This window comes from Bacillus sp. 005/A4HT-01/001, from assembly GCF_004634445.1.
Classification (GTDB): domain Bacteria; phylum Bacillota; class Bacilli; order Bacillales; family Bacillaceae; genus Bacillus; species Bacillus altitudinis.
The window spans coordinates 274,809-292,549 of the sequence record NZ_SEIZ01000001.1 but is presented as its reverse complement, the minus strand read 5'-3'; the positions used below and the strand labels follow the sequence as shown (position 1 = coordinate 292,549).

At 42.3% G+C, this 17,741-nt stretch carries 16 protein-coding genes; 12 read left to right on the top strand and 4 right to left on the bottom strand.

Annotation, left to right across the window (positions count from 1 at the left end):
* Window positions 1–5: 5 nt before the first annotated feature.
* The 10 genes from ES896_RS01560 to ES896_RS01515 all read left to right on the top strand — a co-directional run bounded on the left by ES896_RS01560 (window position 6) and on the right by ES896_RS01515 (window position 11,081).
* Window positions 6–1,604 (top strand): histidine kinase N-terminal 7TM domain-containing diguanylate cyclase, encoded by a 1,599-nt coding sequence (locus ES896_RS01560; protein ID WP_017368062.1) that lies wholly within the window; start codon window positions 6–8, stop codon window positions 1,602–1,604.
* Between the two features lie 255 nt (window positions 1,605–1,859).
* Window positions 1,860–2,315, top strand: a complete 456-nt coding sequence (locus ES896_RS01555) for a DUF6376 family protein (protein ID WP_017368061.1) — start codon at window positions 1,860–1,862, stop codon at window positions 2,313–2,315.
* A gap of 97 nt (window positions 2,316–2,412) precedes the next feature.
* Entirely contained in the window at window positions 2,413–2,718 is a 306-nt protein-coding gene (locus ES896_RS01550; protein WP_017359234.1) for a metal-sensing transcriptional repressor, read from the top strand.
* 83 nt (window positions 2,719–2,801) lie between these two features.
* Entirely contained in the window at window positions 2,802–3,008 is a 207-nt protein-coding gene (gene copZ / locus ES896_RS01545; RefSeq protein WP_017368060.1) for a copper chaperone CopZ, read from the top strand.
* A gap of 84 nt (window positions 3,009–3,092) precedes the next feature.
* Complete coding sequence (locus ES896_RS01540) at window positions 3,093–5,528, top strand: heavy metal translocating P-type ATPase (protein WP_135226274.1); 2,436 nt, start codon at window positions 3,093–3,095, stop codon at window positions 5,526–5,528.
* Window positions 5,525–5,650 (top strand): hypothetical protein, encoded by a 126-nt coding sequence (locus ES896_RS20365; protein ID WP_265784893.1) that lies wholly within the window; start codon window positions 5,525–5,527, stop codon window positions 5,648–5,650. The genes ES896_RS01540 and ES896_RS20365 overlap by 4 nt, the downstream gene beginning before the upstream one ends.
* Before the next feature lie 328 nt (window positions 5,651–5,978).
* Window positions 5,979–7,256, top strand: a complete 1,278-nt coding sequence (locus ES896_RS01530; protein ID WP_007500222.1) for a cation:dicarboxylate symporter family transporter — start codon at window positions 5,979–5,981, stop codon at window positions 7,254–7,256.
* Between the two features lie 16 nt (window positions 7,257–7,272).
* Entirely contained in the window at window positions 7,273–8,718 is a 1,446-nt protein-coding gene (gene aspA, locus ES896_RS01525; RefSeq protein WP_007500224.1) for an aspartate ammonia-lyase, read from the top strand.
* 117 nt (window positions 8,719–8,835) lie between these two features.
* Window positions 8,836–10,152 (top strand): ATP-binding protein, encoded by a 1,317-nt coding sequence (locus tag ES896_RS01520; protein ID WP_060832649.1) that lies wholly within the window; start codon window positions 8,836–8,838, stop codon window positions 10,150–10,152.
* Window positions 10,149–11,081 carry a response regulator gene (locus ES896_RS01515; protein WP_048002947.1) on the top strand — a complete coding sequence of 311 codons (933 nt, stop codon included), beginning with the start codon at window positions 10,149–10,151 and terminating at the stop codon, window positions 11,079–11,081. Before ES896_RS01520 ends, ES896_RS01515 begins: the two co-directional genes overlap by 4 nt.
* Window positions 11,082–11,301: 220 nt before the next feature.
* Here the strand turns inward: ES896_RS01515 and ES896_RS01510 are convergent, their stop codons facing one another.
* Entirely contained in the window at window positions 11,302–11,910 is a 609-nt protein-coding gene (locus ES896_RS01510; protein WP_025207976.1) for a TetR/AcrR family transcriptional regulator, read from the bottom strand.
* Window positions 11,911–11,998: 88 nt separating this feature from the next.
* Here ES896_RS01510 and ES896_RS01505 point away from each other — a divergent pair, with 88 nt between their 5' ends.
* Window positions 11,999–12,547 carry a hypothetical protein gene (locus ES896_RS01505; RefSeq protein WP_017368056.1) on the top strand — a complete coding sequence of 183 codons (549 nt, stop codon included), beginning with the start codon at window positions 11,999–12,001 and terminating at the stop codon, window positions 12,545–12,547.
* A gap of 37 nt (window positions 12,548–12,584) precedes the next feature.
* Here ES896_RS01505 and ES896_RS01500 read toward each other — a convergent pair whose 3' ends face one another.
* Genes ES896_RS01500 through ES896_RS01490 form a run of 3 tightly spaced genes read right to left on the bottom strand, consistent with a single transcriptional unit; the run spans window position 12,585 to window position 15,152 of the window.
* On the bottom strand, window positions 12,585–13,523 hold the full coding sequence (locus ES896_RS01500) for a metal ABC transporter substrate-binding protein (protein ID WP_135226273.1): 939 nt from the start codon (window positions 13,521–13,523) through the stop codon (window positions 12,585–12,587).
* Window positions 13,524–13,536: 13 nt separating this feature from the next.
* Window positions 13,537–14,409, bottom strand: a complete 873-nt coding sequence (locus ES896_RS01495) for a metal ABC transporter permease (RefSeq protein ID WP_099496753.1) — start codon at window positions 14,407–14,409, stop codon at window positions 13,537–13,539.
* The gene (locus tag ES896_RS01490; protein WP_008347622.1) at window positions 14,409–15,152 is read right to left on the bottom strand and encodes a metal ABC transporter ATP-binding protein; all 744 of its coding nucleotides are present in this window, start codon (window positions 15,150–15,152) and stop codon (window positions 14,409–14,411) included. The genes ES896_RS01495 and ES896_RS01490 overlap by 1 nt, the downstream gene beginning before the upstream one ends.
* A 422-nt stretch (window positions 15,153–15,574) precedes the next feature.
* Between ES896_RS01490 and ES896_RS01485 the strand changes: the two genes are divergently transcribed.
* Window positions 15,575–17,674 (top strand): heavy metal translocating P-type ATPase, encoded by a 2,100-nt coding sequence (locus tag ES896_RS01485; protein WP_052320428.1) that lies wholly within the window; start codon window positions 15,575–15,577, stop codon window positions 17,672–17,674.
* Window positions 17,675–17,741: the final 67 nt, after the last annotated feature.

Here is a 17,741-nt window from a genome sequence, read left to right as displayed (position 1 = left end):
TTTACATGGATTCGATTGTTTTACATTTTATTGTGATCATGAGTGTTTCTGGCATTCTGTCCGTAATATTATCAATCATTGCTCATGCAAATCGCCATCGGTATATTGGCTGTCAATTGTTTATGTATATGTCTGGAGCAACTGCGATTTATATTTTTGGACATACATTTGAATTATTGGCGCGCACCCCTCAAGAAATTACATTCTGGGTTAGTTTTCAATACATAGGTCTTCCGTTTATTGCACCGTTCAGCCTGATGATTGTGCTGCAGTTTACTGGTTTCCATCAATATGTAACAAAGCGCCGCGTGCTTCTCTTCTTGCTGATTCCAATTTTAACCACCATTCTGGTGTTCACCAACTCTTTTCATTCACTCTTTTACCGAAGCATCACGATGAATACAGTAGACGGGTTTTTATTAGCTGATTTTACCATTGGTTATTGGTATATCATTCATGGGGTCTATACATTTGGTTGTTCCATGCTCGCTATTTTTATGCTGCTTTGGTTTTTACGTGTGAAGAAAGATTATTTGAAACAGGTTCTGATCTTGCTCGTTGGAATATTATTACCGATCACGACTTCTTTTATCTATTTATTAGGTGTCACGCCCTTTCACATTGACCCAGTACCAGTGGTGATGTTTTTAACCAACGCACTCTACTTATGGGCGATTATGTCTTTTCATCTCTTTAAGCTCTCTCCCATTGCGATGGAGCGTGTGTTTGAACATATGTCAGAAGGTGTTCTTATATTGGATCGATACCGAACACTGATTGATTATAACCCTGCGGCTGCATTGATCATTCCTGTGCTCGCTAAAAAGGGAATCGGCTATAAAATCGATGATATATTCTCAGGGATCATCAAAGAGCCGGCGTTTATCCAGTGGCTGCGTTCTCCGCAGGATCATTCACAGTATGATTTAATGTGGGAAAAAGAGCAGCCCTTCTATTATCATCTCACTGCTTCTTCTCTTTTTAATAGAAGAGGCGAAGTCGAAGGCAGGCAAATTGTGATCAGCGATGTTACTGAGCAGCGACTATTGCAGGAAGAGCTGGAGCGCCGAGCATATATTGATGGTTTGACGAATATCTTCAATCGGTCTTCCTTTATTGAACGAACGCAGATGTTATTGGAAGAGGATGCGCAGGATACTGCGATATTGCTATTTGATATTGATTTCTTTAAACAAATCAATGATACGCACGGACATCACATTGGAGACGAGGCATTGCGTCATGTTGTGTCCATTTGTCAGCAACATTTGAAGATGGATGATTTATTTGGGCGATATGGCGGAGAAGAGTTCGCCATTTGTCTGCCGCATCATTCATTTGAAGAGGCATGTCATATTGCGGAACAAATGAGACATTCATTTGAAGTGAGTTTCTTTCAGACAGATGAGAAAAAAGTAAGAGTGACAGCAAGTTTTGGCGTCGCCCATACAGCGAATGATCCCTCTATATTAGAAACGCTTCTATTTGAGGCAGATCAAGCCTTGTATATGTCAAAACGCCAGGGACGTAATCGGATTTATGCATCAACTGGTTCGGACTATATGCTGTACCAAAAGCAGGATCTTCCGCCTGCTTCTCATTGACTGTTGTCCTTCATTTAGATATGATAAACATAACATTTGAACGGTTTCCTAAAGGGGAGTAGCTTTTACGGTTTGGTCGTCATTACAGAAACATCCGTTGTTTCTCGGCCATTCCGGCATGAACATGTTAGCCAGACCTTTGCCTATCACACTTGAGGCAAAGGTCTGGCTTTTTTTAAGGTCTTTTTGCATCTGTGTGGTTGGGAGCTGGACAAATGAGGGGTTTCAACATAGCAGATGAAAGGATGATGGATCTTGAAACAATATGTGATGGCGTTTCTATTTACCGGTACGTTTTTGTTAAGTGGATGTTCTGGACTGCTAGACCAAGTAAACGATACAACGACATATGTCACAGAGGCAAATGAGTATGTGACAGATATTCAGCAATTCACAGAGGATTTTCCACAGCTTGCGGAAGAAGCTGTACAAGATGTTGCCAAAAGAGCAGATTTGACGCAGCAGCTGGAATCATTGAAAGCAGACATTCAAGAATTTAATGAACTCACAGCCCCATCAATAGCAGAAGACCTGCATGCACAAATCATAGAGAAAAATAAAGTGCTGTCAGAGGAGATTCAAACCTATTTACAGCAATTGAAAATGGACAACTTCGATGCTGCAGCTATTTTAGAGGATCAGCAAGGCCTCATGAAGCAGCTTCAGCAATCTGTCAACCTTTTGCAAGATATTGAACAGTTGACAAACTAGGATAAACAAACGGTGATCACAGCATATCTTTGCCTTTTCAGGTGAAGATATGCTTTAATTGAATGTAAGACAAGTATGATAGAAAAAAGGTGATCAGATGACAGAACATGAAGAAAGACATATCGCTTCGCCTAGAGCTGAGAAGGAAAAAGAGCAATTAATCAATCGCTTAAAACGAGTGGAAGGTCAAGTGCGAGGGATTCAGCAAATGATTGAAAACGATCGCTACTGCATAGATGTCGTGAATCAAATTTCTGCTGTCAATGCAGCTTTAAAAAAAGTGAGTCTTCAATTAATGGAAAAGCATACACACCACTGCGTAGCGGATGCCATTAAGAGCGGTAATGGGGATGAAGCCATTGAGGAGTTAATGAATGTCTTCACGAAGCTGACAAAATCGTAGCAAAAAGCGGATCATTTATGTTTACAATGATACCCTACTAGGGTATAGTAAAAATAGAAAATGATTGATGGAGGCGATGAGAAGTGGAACAAGCAACACTACAAGTGCAAGGCATGTCTTGCGGACATTGTGTGAAAGCAGTCGAAGGAAATGTAGGAGAATTAGCAGGTGTTGAATCTGTGAAAGTCCATTTAGATAAGGGTCAGGTGGAGGTTTCCTTTCACCCAGATCAAATCACGTTACACCAGATCTCTGATGTCATTGAAGAACAGGGATATGATGTCGTATAAAATGAGCATACGTGCTGCATAAGACAGCACGTATTTTTTTAAAAATAAAAATACCCCCATGGAGTATGTGGAGAGGTGAGATAAATGAAAAAAGAAATTGATTTTCAAATTACGGGAATGACTTGCGCCGCCTGTGCAGGCCGCATTGAAAAGGGCTTGAACAGGTTGGAAGGTGTGGACGACGCCAGTGTGAACTTTGCGCTTGAAACATCCCACATTGTGTATGAAACAGAACAACTCACAGCAGAGGATCTAAAACAAAAAATTCAATCTCTTGGCTATGATGTGGTGATGGAGCAAGCTGAATTTGATATAGAGGGAATGACATGTGCGGCTTGTGCAAACCGAATTGAGAAAAAAGTCAACCGAATGGACGGTATTGATCAAGGATCAGTGAACTTTGCGCTTGAGTCACTTCAGGTGACATATCATCCAGGGAAAATATCTCCAAGTGACATAAAAGAGGCTGTGAAATCCATTGGATATTCATTAACCGAACCAGCCGAAGAGCATGCGGAGGAAGGAAAAAAAGACCATCGCCAAGTAGCGATTGAGAAACAAACGGCACGCTTTTTGTTCTCGATGATTTTGTCATTGCCTCTTCTTTGGGCAATGGTCAGTCATTTTTCTTTCACATCGTTTATTTGGCTGCCAGAAGCGTTTATGAATCCATGGGTTCAGCTCGCATTAGCAGCGCCCGTCCAGTTCATTGTCGGATGGCCTTTTTATGTAGGTGCTTATAAAGCGTTGAAAAATAAAAGTGCCAATATGGATGTCCTTGTGGCATTAGGGACATCAGCTGCTTTTTTCTATAGTTTATATGAAAGTATTCAGTCAGCGGTTCAAGGCACACATGAGGCGGGCCTCTATTATGAAACGAGTGCCGTGCTCATTACGCTAATTGTGCTCGGAAAGTTAATGGAAGCAAGAGCGAAAGGGAGATCATCAGAAGCGATTCAAAAACTGATGGGCTTACAAGCGAAAGAAGCTGTGATAGAGCGAGATGGGAAAGAAATGACCGTTCCTATTTCTGAAGTGAAAGTGAATGATCTTGTGTTCGTCAAGCCGGGTGAAAAAGTTCCGGTAGACGGAGAAATCATCGAAGGAACAACAGCGATCGACGAATCGATGATTACAGGAGAAAGTCTGCCGGTTGATAAAACCATAGGAGATACAGTCATCGGGGCAACCATCAATAAAAATGGATTTGTGAAAGTGAAAGCAACAAAAGTAGGAAAAGAAACGGCTCTTTCACAAATCATTCGAGTCGTCGAACAAGCGCAAGGCTCAAAAGCACCAATTCAAAGAATGGCAGATCAAATTTCAGGGATATTTGTCCCCATTGTTGTAGGATTGGCTGTGCTCACTTTTCTGACTTGGTATATCTTTGTTGATCCAGGAAATGTGACATCGGCACTTGAGACGTTTATTGCTGTGATCGTGATTGCATGTCCTTGTGCTCTTGGCCTTGCTACACCGACCTCTATTATGGCAGGCAGCGGCCGGGCAGCTGAATCAGGGATTTTGTTTAAAGGCGGAGAACACTTAGAGGTAACCCAATCACTAGATACAGTAGTGCTAGATAAAACAGGGACTGTGACAAAAGGGGAGCCGAGTCTTACAGATGTGATCGCGTCTGCCAATTGGACAGAAGATACGCTGCTTCAGTTAGCAGGATCGGCAGAACAGCAGTCAGAGCATCCACTTGCCAGAGCGATTACAGAAGGCATGAAGAACCGGGGTCTCCAAGCGGTAGAGGTAGAAGCTTTTCAAGCAGATCCTGGTCATGGAATTGAAGCAAGAGCTGCAGGACATGAGCTTTTGATTGGCACACGGAAGCTCCTAAAGAAACATCATATCAGCTGCGAAGCACTAGAAGCAGTTGTGACTGAGCTTGAAGAACAAGGAAAAACGGCGATGCTCATTGCCATTGACCGCGAGCCAGCAGGTATTGTTGCCGTTGCAGATACGATCAAATCGTCTTCTTCTCAAGCGGTCGCTCGTCTCAAAGAGCAAGGGATTCACGTCGTGATGATGACAGGAGATAACAAACGAACAGCAGAAGCGATTGCGAGTGAGGCAGGCATAGATCATGTGATCGCTGAAGTTCTTCCTGAGGAAAAAGCGGCTCATATTGCAGCGCTTCAGAAACAAGGAAAAAAAGTGGCGATGGTTGGAGACGGCATCAATGATGCCCCTGCCCTTGCAACAGCAAATATCGGGATGGCCGTCGGAACAGGTACAGATGTTGCCATGGAAGCGGCAGATATTACGCTCATGACAGGAGATCTCCATGCCATTGCAGATGCACTTGAATTTAGCAGAAAAACGATGAGAAACATTAAACAGAATCTATTTTGGGCGCTTGCTTACAATTGTATTGGTATACCGATCGCTGCATTTGGGTTCCTGGCGCCATGGCTTGCAGGAGCCGCAATGGCCTTTAGTTCTGTATCGGTTGTACTGAACGCACTAAGATTACAGCGGTTGAAACCTGTCAGAGAGGGTGTGGCAGAATGAAGCTGAATGTCAAATGGGTGTGGACGTTGAGTGCTGTGATTTATGTAGCCATTGTACTGATAGGCTATGCGGTTTATGTCGAACTTTCTCCTCTTCAAGAGCCGCCAGCTGATCATATGTAACATGAGACTTCATCAGAAGCGAAGTCCTCGCATTCGGTGTCAGTCCTGCACTTCGGTGCTCGTCCTTTCTAGACTTCAAAGGTTTTCTATCACACTGAAAAGAAGACAAAGGGCTAAAATAAAGTTCATTTTAGCCCTTTGTCAATAATCTGAGACTTCGCCAAAAGCGAAGTCTTTTTTTAACAATTTTGTGGAAAAACCCACCTTTTAAAAGATTTTTCATAAAAAATTCACTTCTTTTTGTTCCTTTTTGTCGTTTTTTGTAGGTTCATCGTTAAGATGCGATTAAGCAACAAAGAAAGCGTTATCAAAAAAAGGGGGTCCACGTATGAAAAAGTTAGGGTTAGCTTCTCAAATACTCATCGCACTTGTCTTGGGTGTTGTCGTAGGAGCGCTGTTTTATCAAAATGAAACCGTTATTAATGTGTTAACGCCAATTGGCGATATATTCATCCACTTAATTAAAATGATCGTTCTTCCAATTGTTATTGCTGCATTGATTGTAGCTGTTGCAGGTGTAGGCGATATGAAAACCATCGGAAGACTCGGTGGGAAAACGATTCTTTACTTCGAAATTGTGACAACGATTGCATTAGCAGTTGGACTGCTTGCAGCAAACGTTTTCCATCCTGGTACAGGAATTGATATGAGCAACATGGAGAAAGGCGATATCTCTAAATATGAAGAGACATCTAAGTCTTCTGCCGAAAAAGCTAGTTTCTCTGAAACGATTGTGCATCTTGTGCCAACAAACGTGTTCCAATCCATTGCAGAAGGTGATCTATTACCAACAATCTTCTTTACAGTGTTATTCGGATTAGGAATTGCAGCAGTTGGAGACAAAGGAAAACCAGTGTTAGGATTTTTTGAGGGCATCCTCGAAGCGATGTTCTGGGTGACCAATAAAGTGATGAAGTTTGCACCATTTGGTGTATTCGCGCTCATCAGTGTGACGGTGATCAAATTCGGGGTCGGAGCGCTTCTCCCGCTAGGTAAACTGGTACTTGTCGTTTACGGCACAATGGCATTCTTCGTTATTGTCGTACTTGGCATTATCGCAAAATTAGCTGGAACAAGCGTCTTTACACTATTTAGAGTGTTAAAAGAAGAAATCATTCTTGCATTCTCAACAGCAAGTTCAGAAGCTGTATTGCCTAGATTAATGGACAAAATGGAGAAGTTCGGATGCCCGAAAGCGATCACGTCGTTCGTTATCCCAACAGGCTATACCTTTAACTTAGATGGAAGTGCCATTTATCAATCCATTGCTGCCATATTTGTTGCACAAATGTACGGCATGCCTCTTTCCATCTATGAGCAAATTACGTTACTATTAATCTTAATGCTCACATCAAAAGGAATGGCTGGTGTACCAGGTGCATCGATCGTTGTTGTCATCACAACACTTGGAGCAATGGGACTTCCACTTGAAGGACTTGCCTTCATCGTTGGGATCGACCGTATCCTTGACATGGTTCGTACAACTGTTAACGTATTTGGTAACTCACTTGCAGCCATTGTCATGTCTAAGTGGGAAAAAGTGTTTGATCAAGAGAAATCGAAGAAGTATATTGAGGAATTAAAACAACAAACAAAAGCAGCGTAAAAGGAGATCTTTTCAAATGACGAAGCTACAGGACAAGCAAGTTCGAATCGAACGAGACTTTCTAGGTGAAAAGGAAGTAGACACTCAAGCGTATTATGGAATTCAAACATTACGTGCAGTAGAGAACTTTCCAATTACTGGCTACCATGTTCATGAGGAACTCATCAAAGCATTAGGGATTGTCAAAAAAGCAGCCGCACTTGCAAATATGGATACAAAGCGACTATATGCTGGTCTTGGAGAAAAAATTGTTCAAGCCGCAGATGAAGTGATTGAAGGAAAATGGAACAATCAATTTATTGTCGATCCAATTCAAGGCGGGGCTGGCACTTCAATGAATATGAATGCCAATGAAGTCATTGCAAACAGAGCGCTTGAACTACTAGGAAAGGAAAAAGGCGCTTATACTGAGCTAAGTCCAAACACGCATGTGAACATGTCGCAGTCAACAAACGACGTTTTCCCAACAGCGATTCATATTTCAACATTGAATATGATTGAAAAACTACTTTATACGATGGAAAACATGCATCAAGTCATGACAGAAAAAGCGCAAGAATTCGATCATGTCATCAAAATGGGACGTACGCATCTTCAGGACGCTGTTCCAATTAGACTTGGTCAAGAGTTTAGTGCATATGCAAAGGTTCTTGCTCGTGATATTAAACGAATCAAGCAGTCTAGACAGCATTTATATGAAGTCAATATGGGCGCAACCGCAGTTGGAACAGGACTGAATGCTGATCCTAAATATATTCGCCAGGTAGTTGGTTATCTAGCTGACATTAGCGGATTGCCGTTAGTTGGAGCAGAAGATTTGGTCGATGCTACGCAAAATACAGATGCTTATACAGAAGTATCAGCTGCACTGAAAGTATGTATGATGAATATGTCCAAAATGGCAAACGATATTCGTTTGATGGCTTCAGGTCCTAGAGCAGGATTTGGTGAGTTGCACTTGCCGCCAAGACAGCCAGGTTCATCCATCATGCCAGGGAAAGTCAACCCAGTGATGCCTGAGGTCATGAACCAAGTGGCATTCCAAGTCATCGGAAATGACCACACGATCTGCCTTGCATCAGAGGCTGGTCAGCTTGAACTGAACGTCATGGAGCCAGTTTTAATATTCAACTTACTACAGTCTCTCAGTATGATGAAAAATGTATTTGAATCCTTTGTCGATAACTGCTTGCGTGACCTAAAAGCAGATGAATCGAGATTAAAAGAATATGTAGAAAAGAGTGCTGGTGTCATGACGGCGGTCAACCCGCACATTGGTTATGAAGCTGCTGCACGAATTGCGAGAGAAGCGATACTTACAGGCGTATCTGTACGTGAGCTTTGTCTGCAAAATGATGTGTTATCAGAGGAAGAGCTTGATATCATCTTAAATCCTTTTGAAATGACGAAACCAGGTATTGCTGGCGCATCACTTTTAGAAAAGGATCGTTTAGAAGATTAAGCGGCATCATGAGAAGCGCACACCGACAAATATCCGGTGTGCGTTTTTTCATGGACTGTTTGTTTTTCTGAAGCGCACATAGTATACTATCGTCAATTATTAGGGATGTGACTGCGTTTGAATCTACTGAAAAAATGGTTGAATACAGAGCCTTATTTAATTATCATGCTCATTGTTCTGACTCCGATTGGGGGAGAGCTGAAATTTTATCCATTTGAGGATAGCTTTCGTGTCAGCTTTGGAACCGTTGTCTTTTTCTTTATCCTGCTTCAAATGAAAAAATTCCCGGCATGGGCAAGCGGCATCATTGCGGGGGGATCCGTGTTTGCATTCCGGGTGCTTCTTGATACCGCTGTGTCAGGCCACCTAGCGCTGGAAGAGGCCGTTTCTTTAAGATTTCCTTCCCTGCTGTATTACGTCGTCTATGGTACGCTTTTTTATGTATTACAGGTCAGACGTTTCCGTGATAAGCCTTGGCTCATTGGGGCGACAGGGATTATCATGGAACTATGCGCAAGTGTAGTTGAAATGATTGCACTCAGGGGAGCCATTGATGAAATTTTAACAGTGAGAACGCTGTTTCAACTATTTGTATTGGCGATTTTCAGAAGCTTTTTCGTATTGGCTTGTTATACGATGATTCGATTATACGAAGAACAGGCGAGAGAGCGCCAAATGAAGAAGGAAAAGGAACACCTGCTGATGCTGCTGTCAAATCTTTATACGGAATCTACATATTTTTATAAAACCCTTGCACATGCTGAGCACATTACAGCTACTTCATATCAATTGTATCAATCTCTGCATCATGCAAAGGATACGGAATCATTAGATTTGAAAAAACTCGGAAAAACAGCCCTGCAAATTGCAGGTGAGGTACACGAAATCAAAAAGGATAATCAGCGGATTTTTTCTGCCTTATCAAAACTGATTCATGAGGAAAACTTTCAGGAGTATGCAAGTCCTGCTCATATTGCTGGACTTGTGATCCGTATCCATGAAAATTACGCGGAATCTCTTAAAAAACACATCGTTTTTCATTATGATGAAGAAGGACAGCACCCTGCTTATCATGTGTATACCATTCTATCTTTATTAAATAACATTGTATCCAATGCCATTGAAGCCATTCCGGTGAATGGAGAGGTATCACTATCCATTTCACGGAAAGAGAATGATGTGATCTTTCAAGTCAGTGACAACGGGCCAGGCATTAAAGAGCGTAACCATCATGTGATCTTTAAACCGGGCTTCACTTTAAAATACGACCAGGCCGGGAACCCATCAAGCGGCATCGGTCTTTCCTATGTGAAAGACACAGCCGAGAAGCTTGGCGGAAGTGTTGAAATGAAGAGTATCCCAAATCAACAAACGAAGTTCACTTTAACGATACCAATTGATCAAGTCAGCAGAAAAGAGGGAAATGGGAGATGAGATTTTTTATTGTCGATGATGATGAAGCCGTTCGTTCTTCACTCGCACAGCTCATTGAAGATGAAGAGCTTGGCTTTGTGGCCGGGGAAGCAGAGGATGGTGCTGAAGTAACAGCGAGCTACTTAAATGATTTGCACATTGATATTTTGTGTATTGATCTATTGATGCCGGAAAGGGACGGTCTTGAGACGATTCGAGCGATCAAGGATGAATTTCATGGGAAATATTTAATGCTGTCACAGGTAGAAACAAAGGAACTCATCGGCCAGGCATATACGCTCGGTGTCGAGTATTATGTGACAAAGCCGATCAATCGGGTAGAGGTCTTAAGTGTGCTCCACCTCATGATTGAACGTCTGCATTTAGAGCACTCAATTGAAAATATTCAGCATTCGCTCAAATCGGTCATGCAGTTCCAGCAGCGCGGACAGACGAAAACGAAGCAGAGGGGGAAAAGTCTTGCAGAGGCAGGTCAGTTTTTGCTCGCGGAGCTTGGGATTGTCGGCGAAAAGGGGTCTAAGGATTTACTAGATATGATTCTTTTCACAGATCAGTATTTAGCGTTACATGCCGATCAGCATGACTCTTTCCCTTCATTAAAAGTGATTTTCACTGGCATCACAGAGGATAAATTAAACGAACCTTTTACATCAGCAGACATCGCAAGAGAAGCAAAAGCAGCGGAACAGCGGGTAAGACGTGCGATCAACCAATCATTGAAACACATCGCCTCGCTCGGGTTAACCGATTTTTCTCACCCAACCTTTGAAAACTATGCATCAAAATTTTTCGATTTTACCATTGTGCGTAAGAAAATGAGTGAACTCACAAAAGAGACAAGTGGAAGAGAAGAGCACACACGTATCAATGTGAAGAAATTTGTGCAGGTGCTTTATTACGAGGCGAAACGTATTTTCATGGAAGATTAAAAAAGACATGCTCTCTATAAGGAGGGCATGTCTCAGCGTGTAGACAAACCCTCGCATTCGTTGTCAGTCCTGCGCTTCGGTGCTCACGAATGTCAAATTCGCTCCGCGCCGATGCTCGTCCTTCCTAGACTGCAAAGGTTTTCTATCACGCTGAAAAGAAGACAAAGGGCTAAAATAAAGTTCATTTTAGCCCTTTGTCAACAATCTGAAGACATGCTCACTATAAGGAGGGCATGTCTTTTTTTGTGATGGATTGAAGATGCATCTGTAGCACGGAGCGCATGAGCTGTGGCGGTAAACGATGGGGCTGTACGATTCCATTCAATGCAAGCCCATTGATGACCGCATAAAGCCGCTCAGTTTCTAATAAAAGATCGAGATGATCTAGCAGTAGCTCATCCTCTTTCAATTTCATTAAGCAAAATTGAACGGTTTGAAAAAGCTCGTCATACATCTTTGCATTGAGCGGCTGTAAATCTGGTTCAGTCAGTGCCTTGACTGTAAAAGCCTGCCACACCTCCATTTCAAATATTCGTTCTTCGTCTAGTGGAAGAACCTGCTCCAATAATGTGAATACATTTTCCTCTGTTGAACCGTTTAATGGAAGCTTAGCAATTCGCTCCTTCACTCTTTCCTGAATTAAATTCATGGAGAATAGAAATAATTCTTGCTGTGTGGAAAAATAATGACGCATAGAGCCGGCTGAAATGCCAGCTTCTACGGCTATTTTTCGTACAGAAGCGCTTTCCAATCCCTCTTGTTTAATCACTCTCATAGCAGCTTGAGCGACCTTTTGTTTTTGTTTATGGTGATCGACGATTTTTGGCATACCTTGATTTTAGCACAGCTATTGTTTTTTTAACACAGTTGTGTTATTTTTTATTTAATACAATCGTGTTAAAAAGGATGTGGGAAAATTGGTCGGTTTATTGATTGTGGCCTGTGAAATTGGTTTTTGGTTGTTTATTCTTATGGGCTTAACACTGCGTTATGTGTTTAAACAGAAAAAATGGGGTGCTTTCTTTCTTGTCTGTACGCCGGTTTTAGATCTCATCCTTCTTGCGGCTACTTATATAGATTTAAAGCAAGGGGCTGTGGCGAGCGTCATTCACGGGCTTGCGGCTGTCTATATTGGTGTGAGTCTGGCCTTTGGACATCAAATGGTGAAATGGGCGGATGCCCGGTTTGCTTATCGTTTTGCAGGTGGTCCTAAGCCGAAGGGGAAACCAAAGTACGGGAAGGAGCGGTCTTTGTATGAAATGGTGGGCTGGACGCGTCATTTCATCTCTTATGTCATCGGAGCGGGGCTATTATATGGATTGACCTATCTCATCCAAGCACCAGAACGAACGGAATCTCTGATGCAGCTTGTCAGTGTGTGGGGGATGGTCTTAACCATTGATTTCATCATTAGCATCAGCTACGTCATTTGGCCGAAAAAACACCCAGAAAATATAGCAGGTTGACAAAAAAGACAGGCGGATTTACTCCACCTGTCTTTTCTTATGATGACAGTCCTTTATAAATGGTGTCAATATTCCATTTCATCATCTTATAGTAGCTGTCCCCATCTTCACCTTCTTTGCCAATAGAATCCGTAAATACTTTCCCCTTAATCGGAACTCCGGTTTCCTCAGATAGGCTTTCAAGGCTGCGCTTATCTACACTTGTTTCAAGAAAAAGGGCAGGAACTTGATGGTCTTTGACAAAATGAATGATGCGCTTCATTTGTCCAGGTGTTCCTTCACTTTCTGTGTTGATCTCCCAAATGTAGCCGGCTTTCAGTCCATACGCGTCCGCAAAATATTTGAATGCCCCTTCGCTTGTGACAAGGAGTTTTTTGTCTTTTGGCAGTTGACCAAACTTGTCTTTTGCTTCATCGTGAAGCGTTTGAAGCTTTTTGATATAGGTTTCAGCATTTTTCTCGTAATCCTCTTTATGCTCAGGATCTGCTTGAATGAGCGCATCTCTGGCATTTTGCGCATAAAGAATCCCATTCTCGACATTCAGCCATGCGTGTGGGTCCTGCTGGCTTTCAAGCCCTTTTGAGGACAAATGCTTCACTTTGACGCCTTTACTTAGCTCGACTACAGGTGCATCATCCCCGTCCTTTCCGCTCGATTCAAGCAGTTTTTGAAACCAGCCATTTCCTGTTTCAAGGTTCAAGCCATTAGATAGAACAAGGTCTGCATCCGTCGTATACTGAACATCCTTTGGCAGTGGGTCAAATTCATGTGGGTCTGTACCAATGGGAACAATGCTGTGAATAGAGACATGCTGTCCTCCTACTTCCTTCACAATGTCATAAAGAATGGAGTAGGTTGTGACAACTTTTAATGTACCGTCATCTTTTCCAGAACTCTTTTGCTGAGTAGAACAGCCTGCGATGACCAAAAGGGCAATACATACTGCGGCCAAACGGATTGCTAATACCTTCTTCATATATGTCCTCCTTTTACATAGACGCTTCCTTTTTTAACTGTGTTCGTTTTCGCTTCGATTTTAAGGATCTCCACAATATCCCTTGTTTCGGTGAAAAGATAAAGGCACTGCCGAATAATATGGTCGCGACCAGCACAATGGAAGCACCAGACGACAAGTTATACGTAAAGCTGAGCCCAAGTCCTACGACGGCTGAAACTGCTCCAAAAAAAGCAGATAAATAAATCATGATCCATAGCCGGTCTGTCAGTAAATAAGCGGTGGCAGCTGGTGTAATAAGCATTGCAACAACAAGAATAATACCTACAGTTTGCAGGGATGCCACGGTCACTAAGGTCAATAAGGTCATGAGGAAATAATGGATCATGCGATTCGGTAAACCGTAAACCGAAGAAATCACTGGATCAAATGAACTAATGAGCAGTTCTTTGTAGAAAACAATAACAGCTAGCAAAATGAAAATGCCGATGCCAAGCGTGATCCACATATCAGATGAACGAACGGCTAGTACGTTTCCAAACAAGATATGATATAAATCGCTAGAACTTTTCAAAAATGTAATCAAAATGATCCCAATGGAAAAAAAAGCAGTGAATACGATCCCGATGGCAGAATCATTTTTAATACGGCTATTTTGACTGACATATCCGATGCCGATGGCTGTCAGTATACCAGTTAGAACCGCACCAAAGAAAAAGTTAATGCCGAGCATATAAGAGATGGCGACACCTGGAAGTACAGCGTGTGAAATCGCATCTCCCATCAAAGCCATTCCCCGTAATATGATAAAGCAGCCAATGACGCCGCAGATGATCCCTACCATCACGGATGTAAATAACGCTTTTTGTAAAAACGCATATTCAAAAAGTCCGGTTAAGAATTCCATTACGCGTCTCCTCCTGCTGATTTTAAAAATGGCAGCTGTGTTTCATATGCTTGGAGCATGACCTCAGGACGAAGAATATCATGGACAGGCCCTGCTTTGACCAGCTTCTTATTTAGAAGAACGAGATGGCTGAAGTAATCATCGGCTTTACTTAAGTCATGGTGGACGACCAGAATGGTTTTTCCTTCATCTCGTAATTCCTTCAAAATGCCGATCATCGTTTCTTCACTTGCCATATCAATTCCGACAAATGGTTCATCTAAACAAAAGAGCTGTGCGTTTTGAGCGAGTGCTCGCGCAAGGAAGACACGCTGCTGCTGACCGCCGGATAATTCCCCAATCTGTCTTTTGGCAAAGTCCTGCATCCCGACCTTTTCTAAGCAATGGTACGCATAGGCACGGTCCTCTTTTTTCGGTCGTTTGATCAATCCGAGCTTTGGGTATGTGCCAAGCAGTACGGTATCCAGTACATGGATAGGAAACGTCCAGTCTAGATCATTTCTTTGCGGTACATAGGCGATCTGTTTTCTCACTTGTTTAAAGGGTTGTTCAAAAAAACGAATGTCGCCTTGATCCTTTTCAATTAAATCCAAACATGCTTTCAATAAAGTCGATTTACCAGCACCATTTGGACCAATGATTCCAGTCATTGTTCCTTCCTGTATGGAAAGAGAGACGTTTTCTAGTGCATCCTGTCCGTGGTATGAGACATACAGGCGGTCGATTGTTAAAGCATTTGACATCTCTTGCGGCCCCTTTCGATCATCAATTGCGTTTCCTAAAAATATATGCATACATTTAATAATTTTGACTAAAGGATGAAATGATTCTCTAACGCTAATTTGTTTCCTTAAGGAAACTTTTATCTTATTCTAATCGTATGTCCTTCTTTTGTAAAGAGAAATGCTGAAATATTCCCATCAAGCGATCGTTTTTATGTTATGCAACGAAGAGGGGACATGAGCATGGATTATTGAAAATTCACGTGACATCCTTGAATACAAAAATCTCAAACATTTGCTTATAAATGATTGACAGTTTGTAAGAACTCCTCATATAATAAGGGTAATTCAATATATGAATATGTGCTCATATATAATATCTACAGCAGCTGATAGGTTTGATTGAATCAGGGAAGGCTACTTATATAGAAAAAGGTGAGAACATGAAAAAGATGAAGGATGAATACGTATTAAGCGGTCTCGATTGTGGAAACTGTGCACGTAAAATTGAAACAGGTGTCAGCAAACTCGAAGGAGTGGAAGCTTGCTCAATTAATTTTGCGACGGGTACATTAACTGTGACACATGCTGATGCACAAGAAACGATGTCAAAGCGTATTGAAAAAACCGTTCAGTCCATTGAACCTCATGTGAGTGTATCACCAAAAGAAGAAGGACATCACCACGATCACGATCATGGAACAAAGAATTTAAAAACGATTGTACTGAAATTAATTGGTGGTGCAGTCATTGGAACGGCGGCTTATTTTATACCTGACAATGGCTTACTGAAGTTCATCATGTTTTTCGCCGCGTATTTACTAGTTGGCGGAGATGTTGTCTTGAAAGCACTGAAAAATATTGTGCGCGGTCAAGTATTTGATGAGAACTTCTTAATGACCATAGCTACAGTTGGTGCTTTTGTGATTCAGCAGTATCCTGAGGCACTGGCAGTCATGCTGTTTTACCAAATTGGAGAACTGTTCCAAGGGGCAGCTGTGAATCGCTCTAGAAAATCAATTAGCGAATTAATGAATATCCGTCCAGAATACGCAAACCTCAAAGTGGGGCAAGAAACAAAAAAGGTAAAGCCGGAAGAAGTCAAAGCTGGTGACCGTATTGTCGTCAAACCAGGTGAAAAAATTCCTTTAGATGGACGCGTGATAGACGGTTATTCTCTTGTGGATACCTCTGCACTAACTGGGGAGTCTGTTCCAAGAGATGTGGAAGCAGGAAAAGATGTGCTTGCTGGATTTGTGAACCAAAACGGCATTCTTGAAATTGAAGTGCAAAAAGAGCTCAGTGAGTCAGCGGTTACGAAGATTTTGGATTTAGTGGAAAATGCAAGCAGCCGTAAAGCGCAGACAGAAAACTTTATCACAAAGTTCGCTAAATATTATACACCTGCTGTGGTCGTGCTAGCTTTATTGCTTGCCTTTGTACCACCGCTTCTCATCCCATCAGCTCAATTGTCTGATTGGGTGTACAGGGCACTTGTCTTCCTTGTCATTTCGTGTCCATGTGCTCTCGTTGTATCCATTCCATTAGGTTTCTTTGGCGGGATTGGTGCCGCATCAAAACGAGGTATTTTAGTGAAAGGCAGTAACTACTTAGAAGCTTTGAACTCTGTCCGCTATGCGGTGTTTGATAAAACAGGTACTTTGACAAAAGGGAACTTTACAGTCACTCATATCGAAGCAGCAAATGAGAAATGGTCAGAAGAGGAATTGCTTTCTTTTGCGGCACTGGCAGAAGCGCATTCTTCGCATCCGATTGCAGAATCGATTAAGGCGGCTTACGGAGCGTCTCTTGATGAGAGCCAGATCGAATCTTACGAGGATATTGCGGGTCATGGGATCAAAGCGACAATTCGCGGAGCCCGTGTATTGGCAGGTAACCATCGCCTTATGGAACGAGAGGGCATTGCTTTTGAAAAAGAAAAACGAAGCGGAACGGTTGTGTATTTAGCAATAGACGGTGAGTTTGCGGGATCTATCTTGATTGCAGATGAAGTAAAAGACGATGCAGTTGAAGCGATATCTTCTCTAAAAGCTGCGGGCATTCAAACCGTGATGCTTACAGGGGATGCTTCGCAAGTAGGAAATGCAGTCGCACAGCAGATCGGCATTGACGAAGTTCACACTGAATTATTGCCACAGGATAAAGTCGCCAAAATCGAAGACATGTATGAGAAAAAAGCATCTCAAGACAAATTATTGTTTGTTGGTGATGGCATAAACGATACGCCGGTTTTGGCAAGAGCGGATATAGGTATTGCCATGGGTGGACTTGGTTCAGATGCAGCAGTTGAAGCGGCTGATATTGTGATTATGACAGATCAGCCATCGAAGGTAGCGGAAGCCATTGCTGTTGCTAAAAGAACGAGAGCCATCGTATGGCAGAATATTGCGTTTGCTCTTGGGGTGAAGGCCGTCTTCCTCATACTTGGTGCATTCGGTATTGCAACGATGTGGGAAGCCGTCTTCTCGGATGTTGGTGTCACTGTACTGGCTGTTTTAAATGCGATGAGGGTCATGAAATAAAATTGTAAGGAAAAATTCATGAATAGCGTCTTTCATAATAGACCCCCTCTTGTTAAAATAGAAGAAG

Excerpts from the sequence above, each read along its gene's own strand:
- ES896_RS01490 (WP_008347622.1), bottom strand. The coding sequence starts at position 15,152 with ATGTCAAATGCTTTAACAATCGACCGCCTGTATGTCTCATACCACGGA.
- ES896_RS01485 (WP_052320428.1), top strand. The coding sequence starts at position 15,575 with ATGAAAAAGATGAAGGATGAATACGTATTAAGCGGTCTCGATTGTGGA.
- ES896_RS20365 (WP_265784893.1), top strand. The coding sequence starts at position 5,525 with ATGAAGCTGAATGTCAAATGGGTGTGGACGTTGAGTGCTGTGATTTAT.
- ES896_RS01560 (WP_017368062.1), top strand. The coding sequence starts at position 6 with ATGGATTCGATTGTTTTACATTTTATTGTGATCATGAGTGTTTCTGGC.
- ES896_RS01500 (WP_135226273.1), bottom strand. The coding sequence starts at position 13,523 with ATGAAGAAGGTATTAGCAATCCGTTTGGCCGCAGTATGTATTGCCCTT.
- ES896_RS01510 (WP_025207976.1), bottom strand. The coding sequence starts at position 11,910 with ATGCCAAAAATCGTCGATCACCATAAACAAAAACAAAAGGTCGCTCAA.
- ES896_RS01530 (WP_007500222.1), top strand. The coding sequence starts at position 5,979 with ATGAAAAAGTTAGGGTTAGCTTCTCAAATACTCATCGCACTTGTCTTG.
- ES896_RS01515 (WP_048002947.1), top strand. The coding sequence starts at position 10,149 with ATGAGATTTTTTATTGTCGATGATGATGAAGCCGTTCGTTCTTCACTC.
- ES896_RS01550 (WP_017359234.1), top strand. The coding sequence starts at position 2,413 with ATGACAGAACATGAAGAAAGACATATCGCTTCGCCTAGAGCTGAGAAG.
- ES896_RS01540 (WP_135226274.1), top strand. The coding sequence starts at position 3,093 with ATGAAAAAAGAAATTGATTTTCAAATTACGGGAATGACTTGCGCCGCC.
- ES896_RS01495 (WP_099496753.1), bottom strand. The coding sequence starts at position 14,409 with ATGGAATTCTTAACCGGACTTTTTGAATATGCGTTTTTACAAAAAGCG.
- aspA (WP_007500224.1), top strand. The coding sequence starts at position 7,273 with ATGACGAAGCTACAGGACAAGCAAGTTCGAATCGAACGAGACTTTCTA.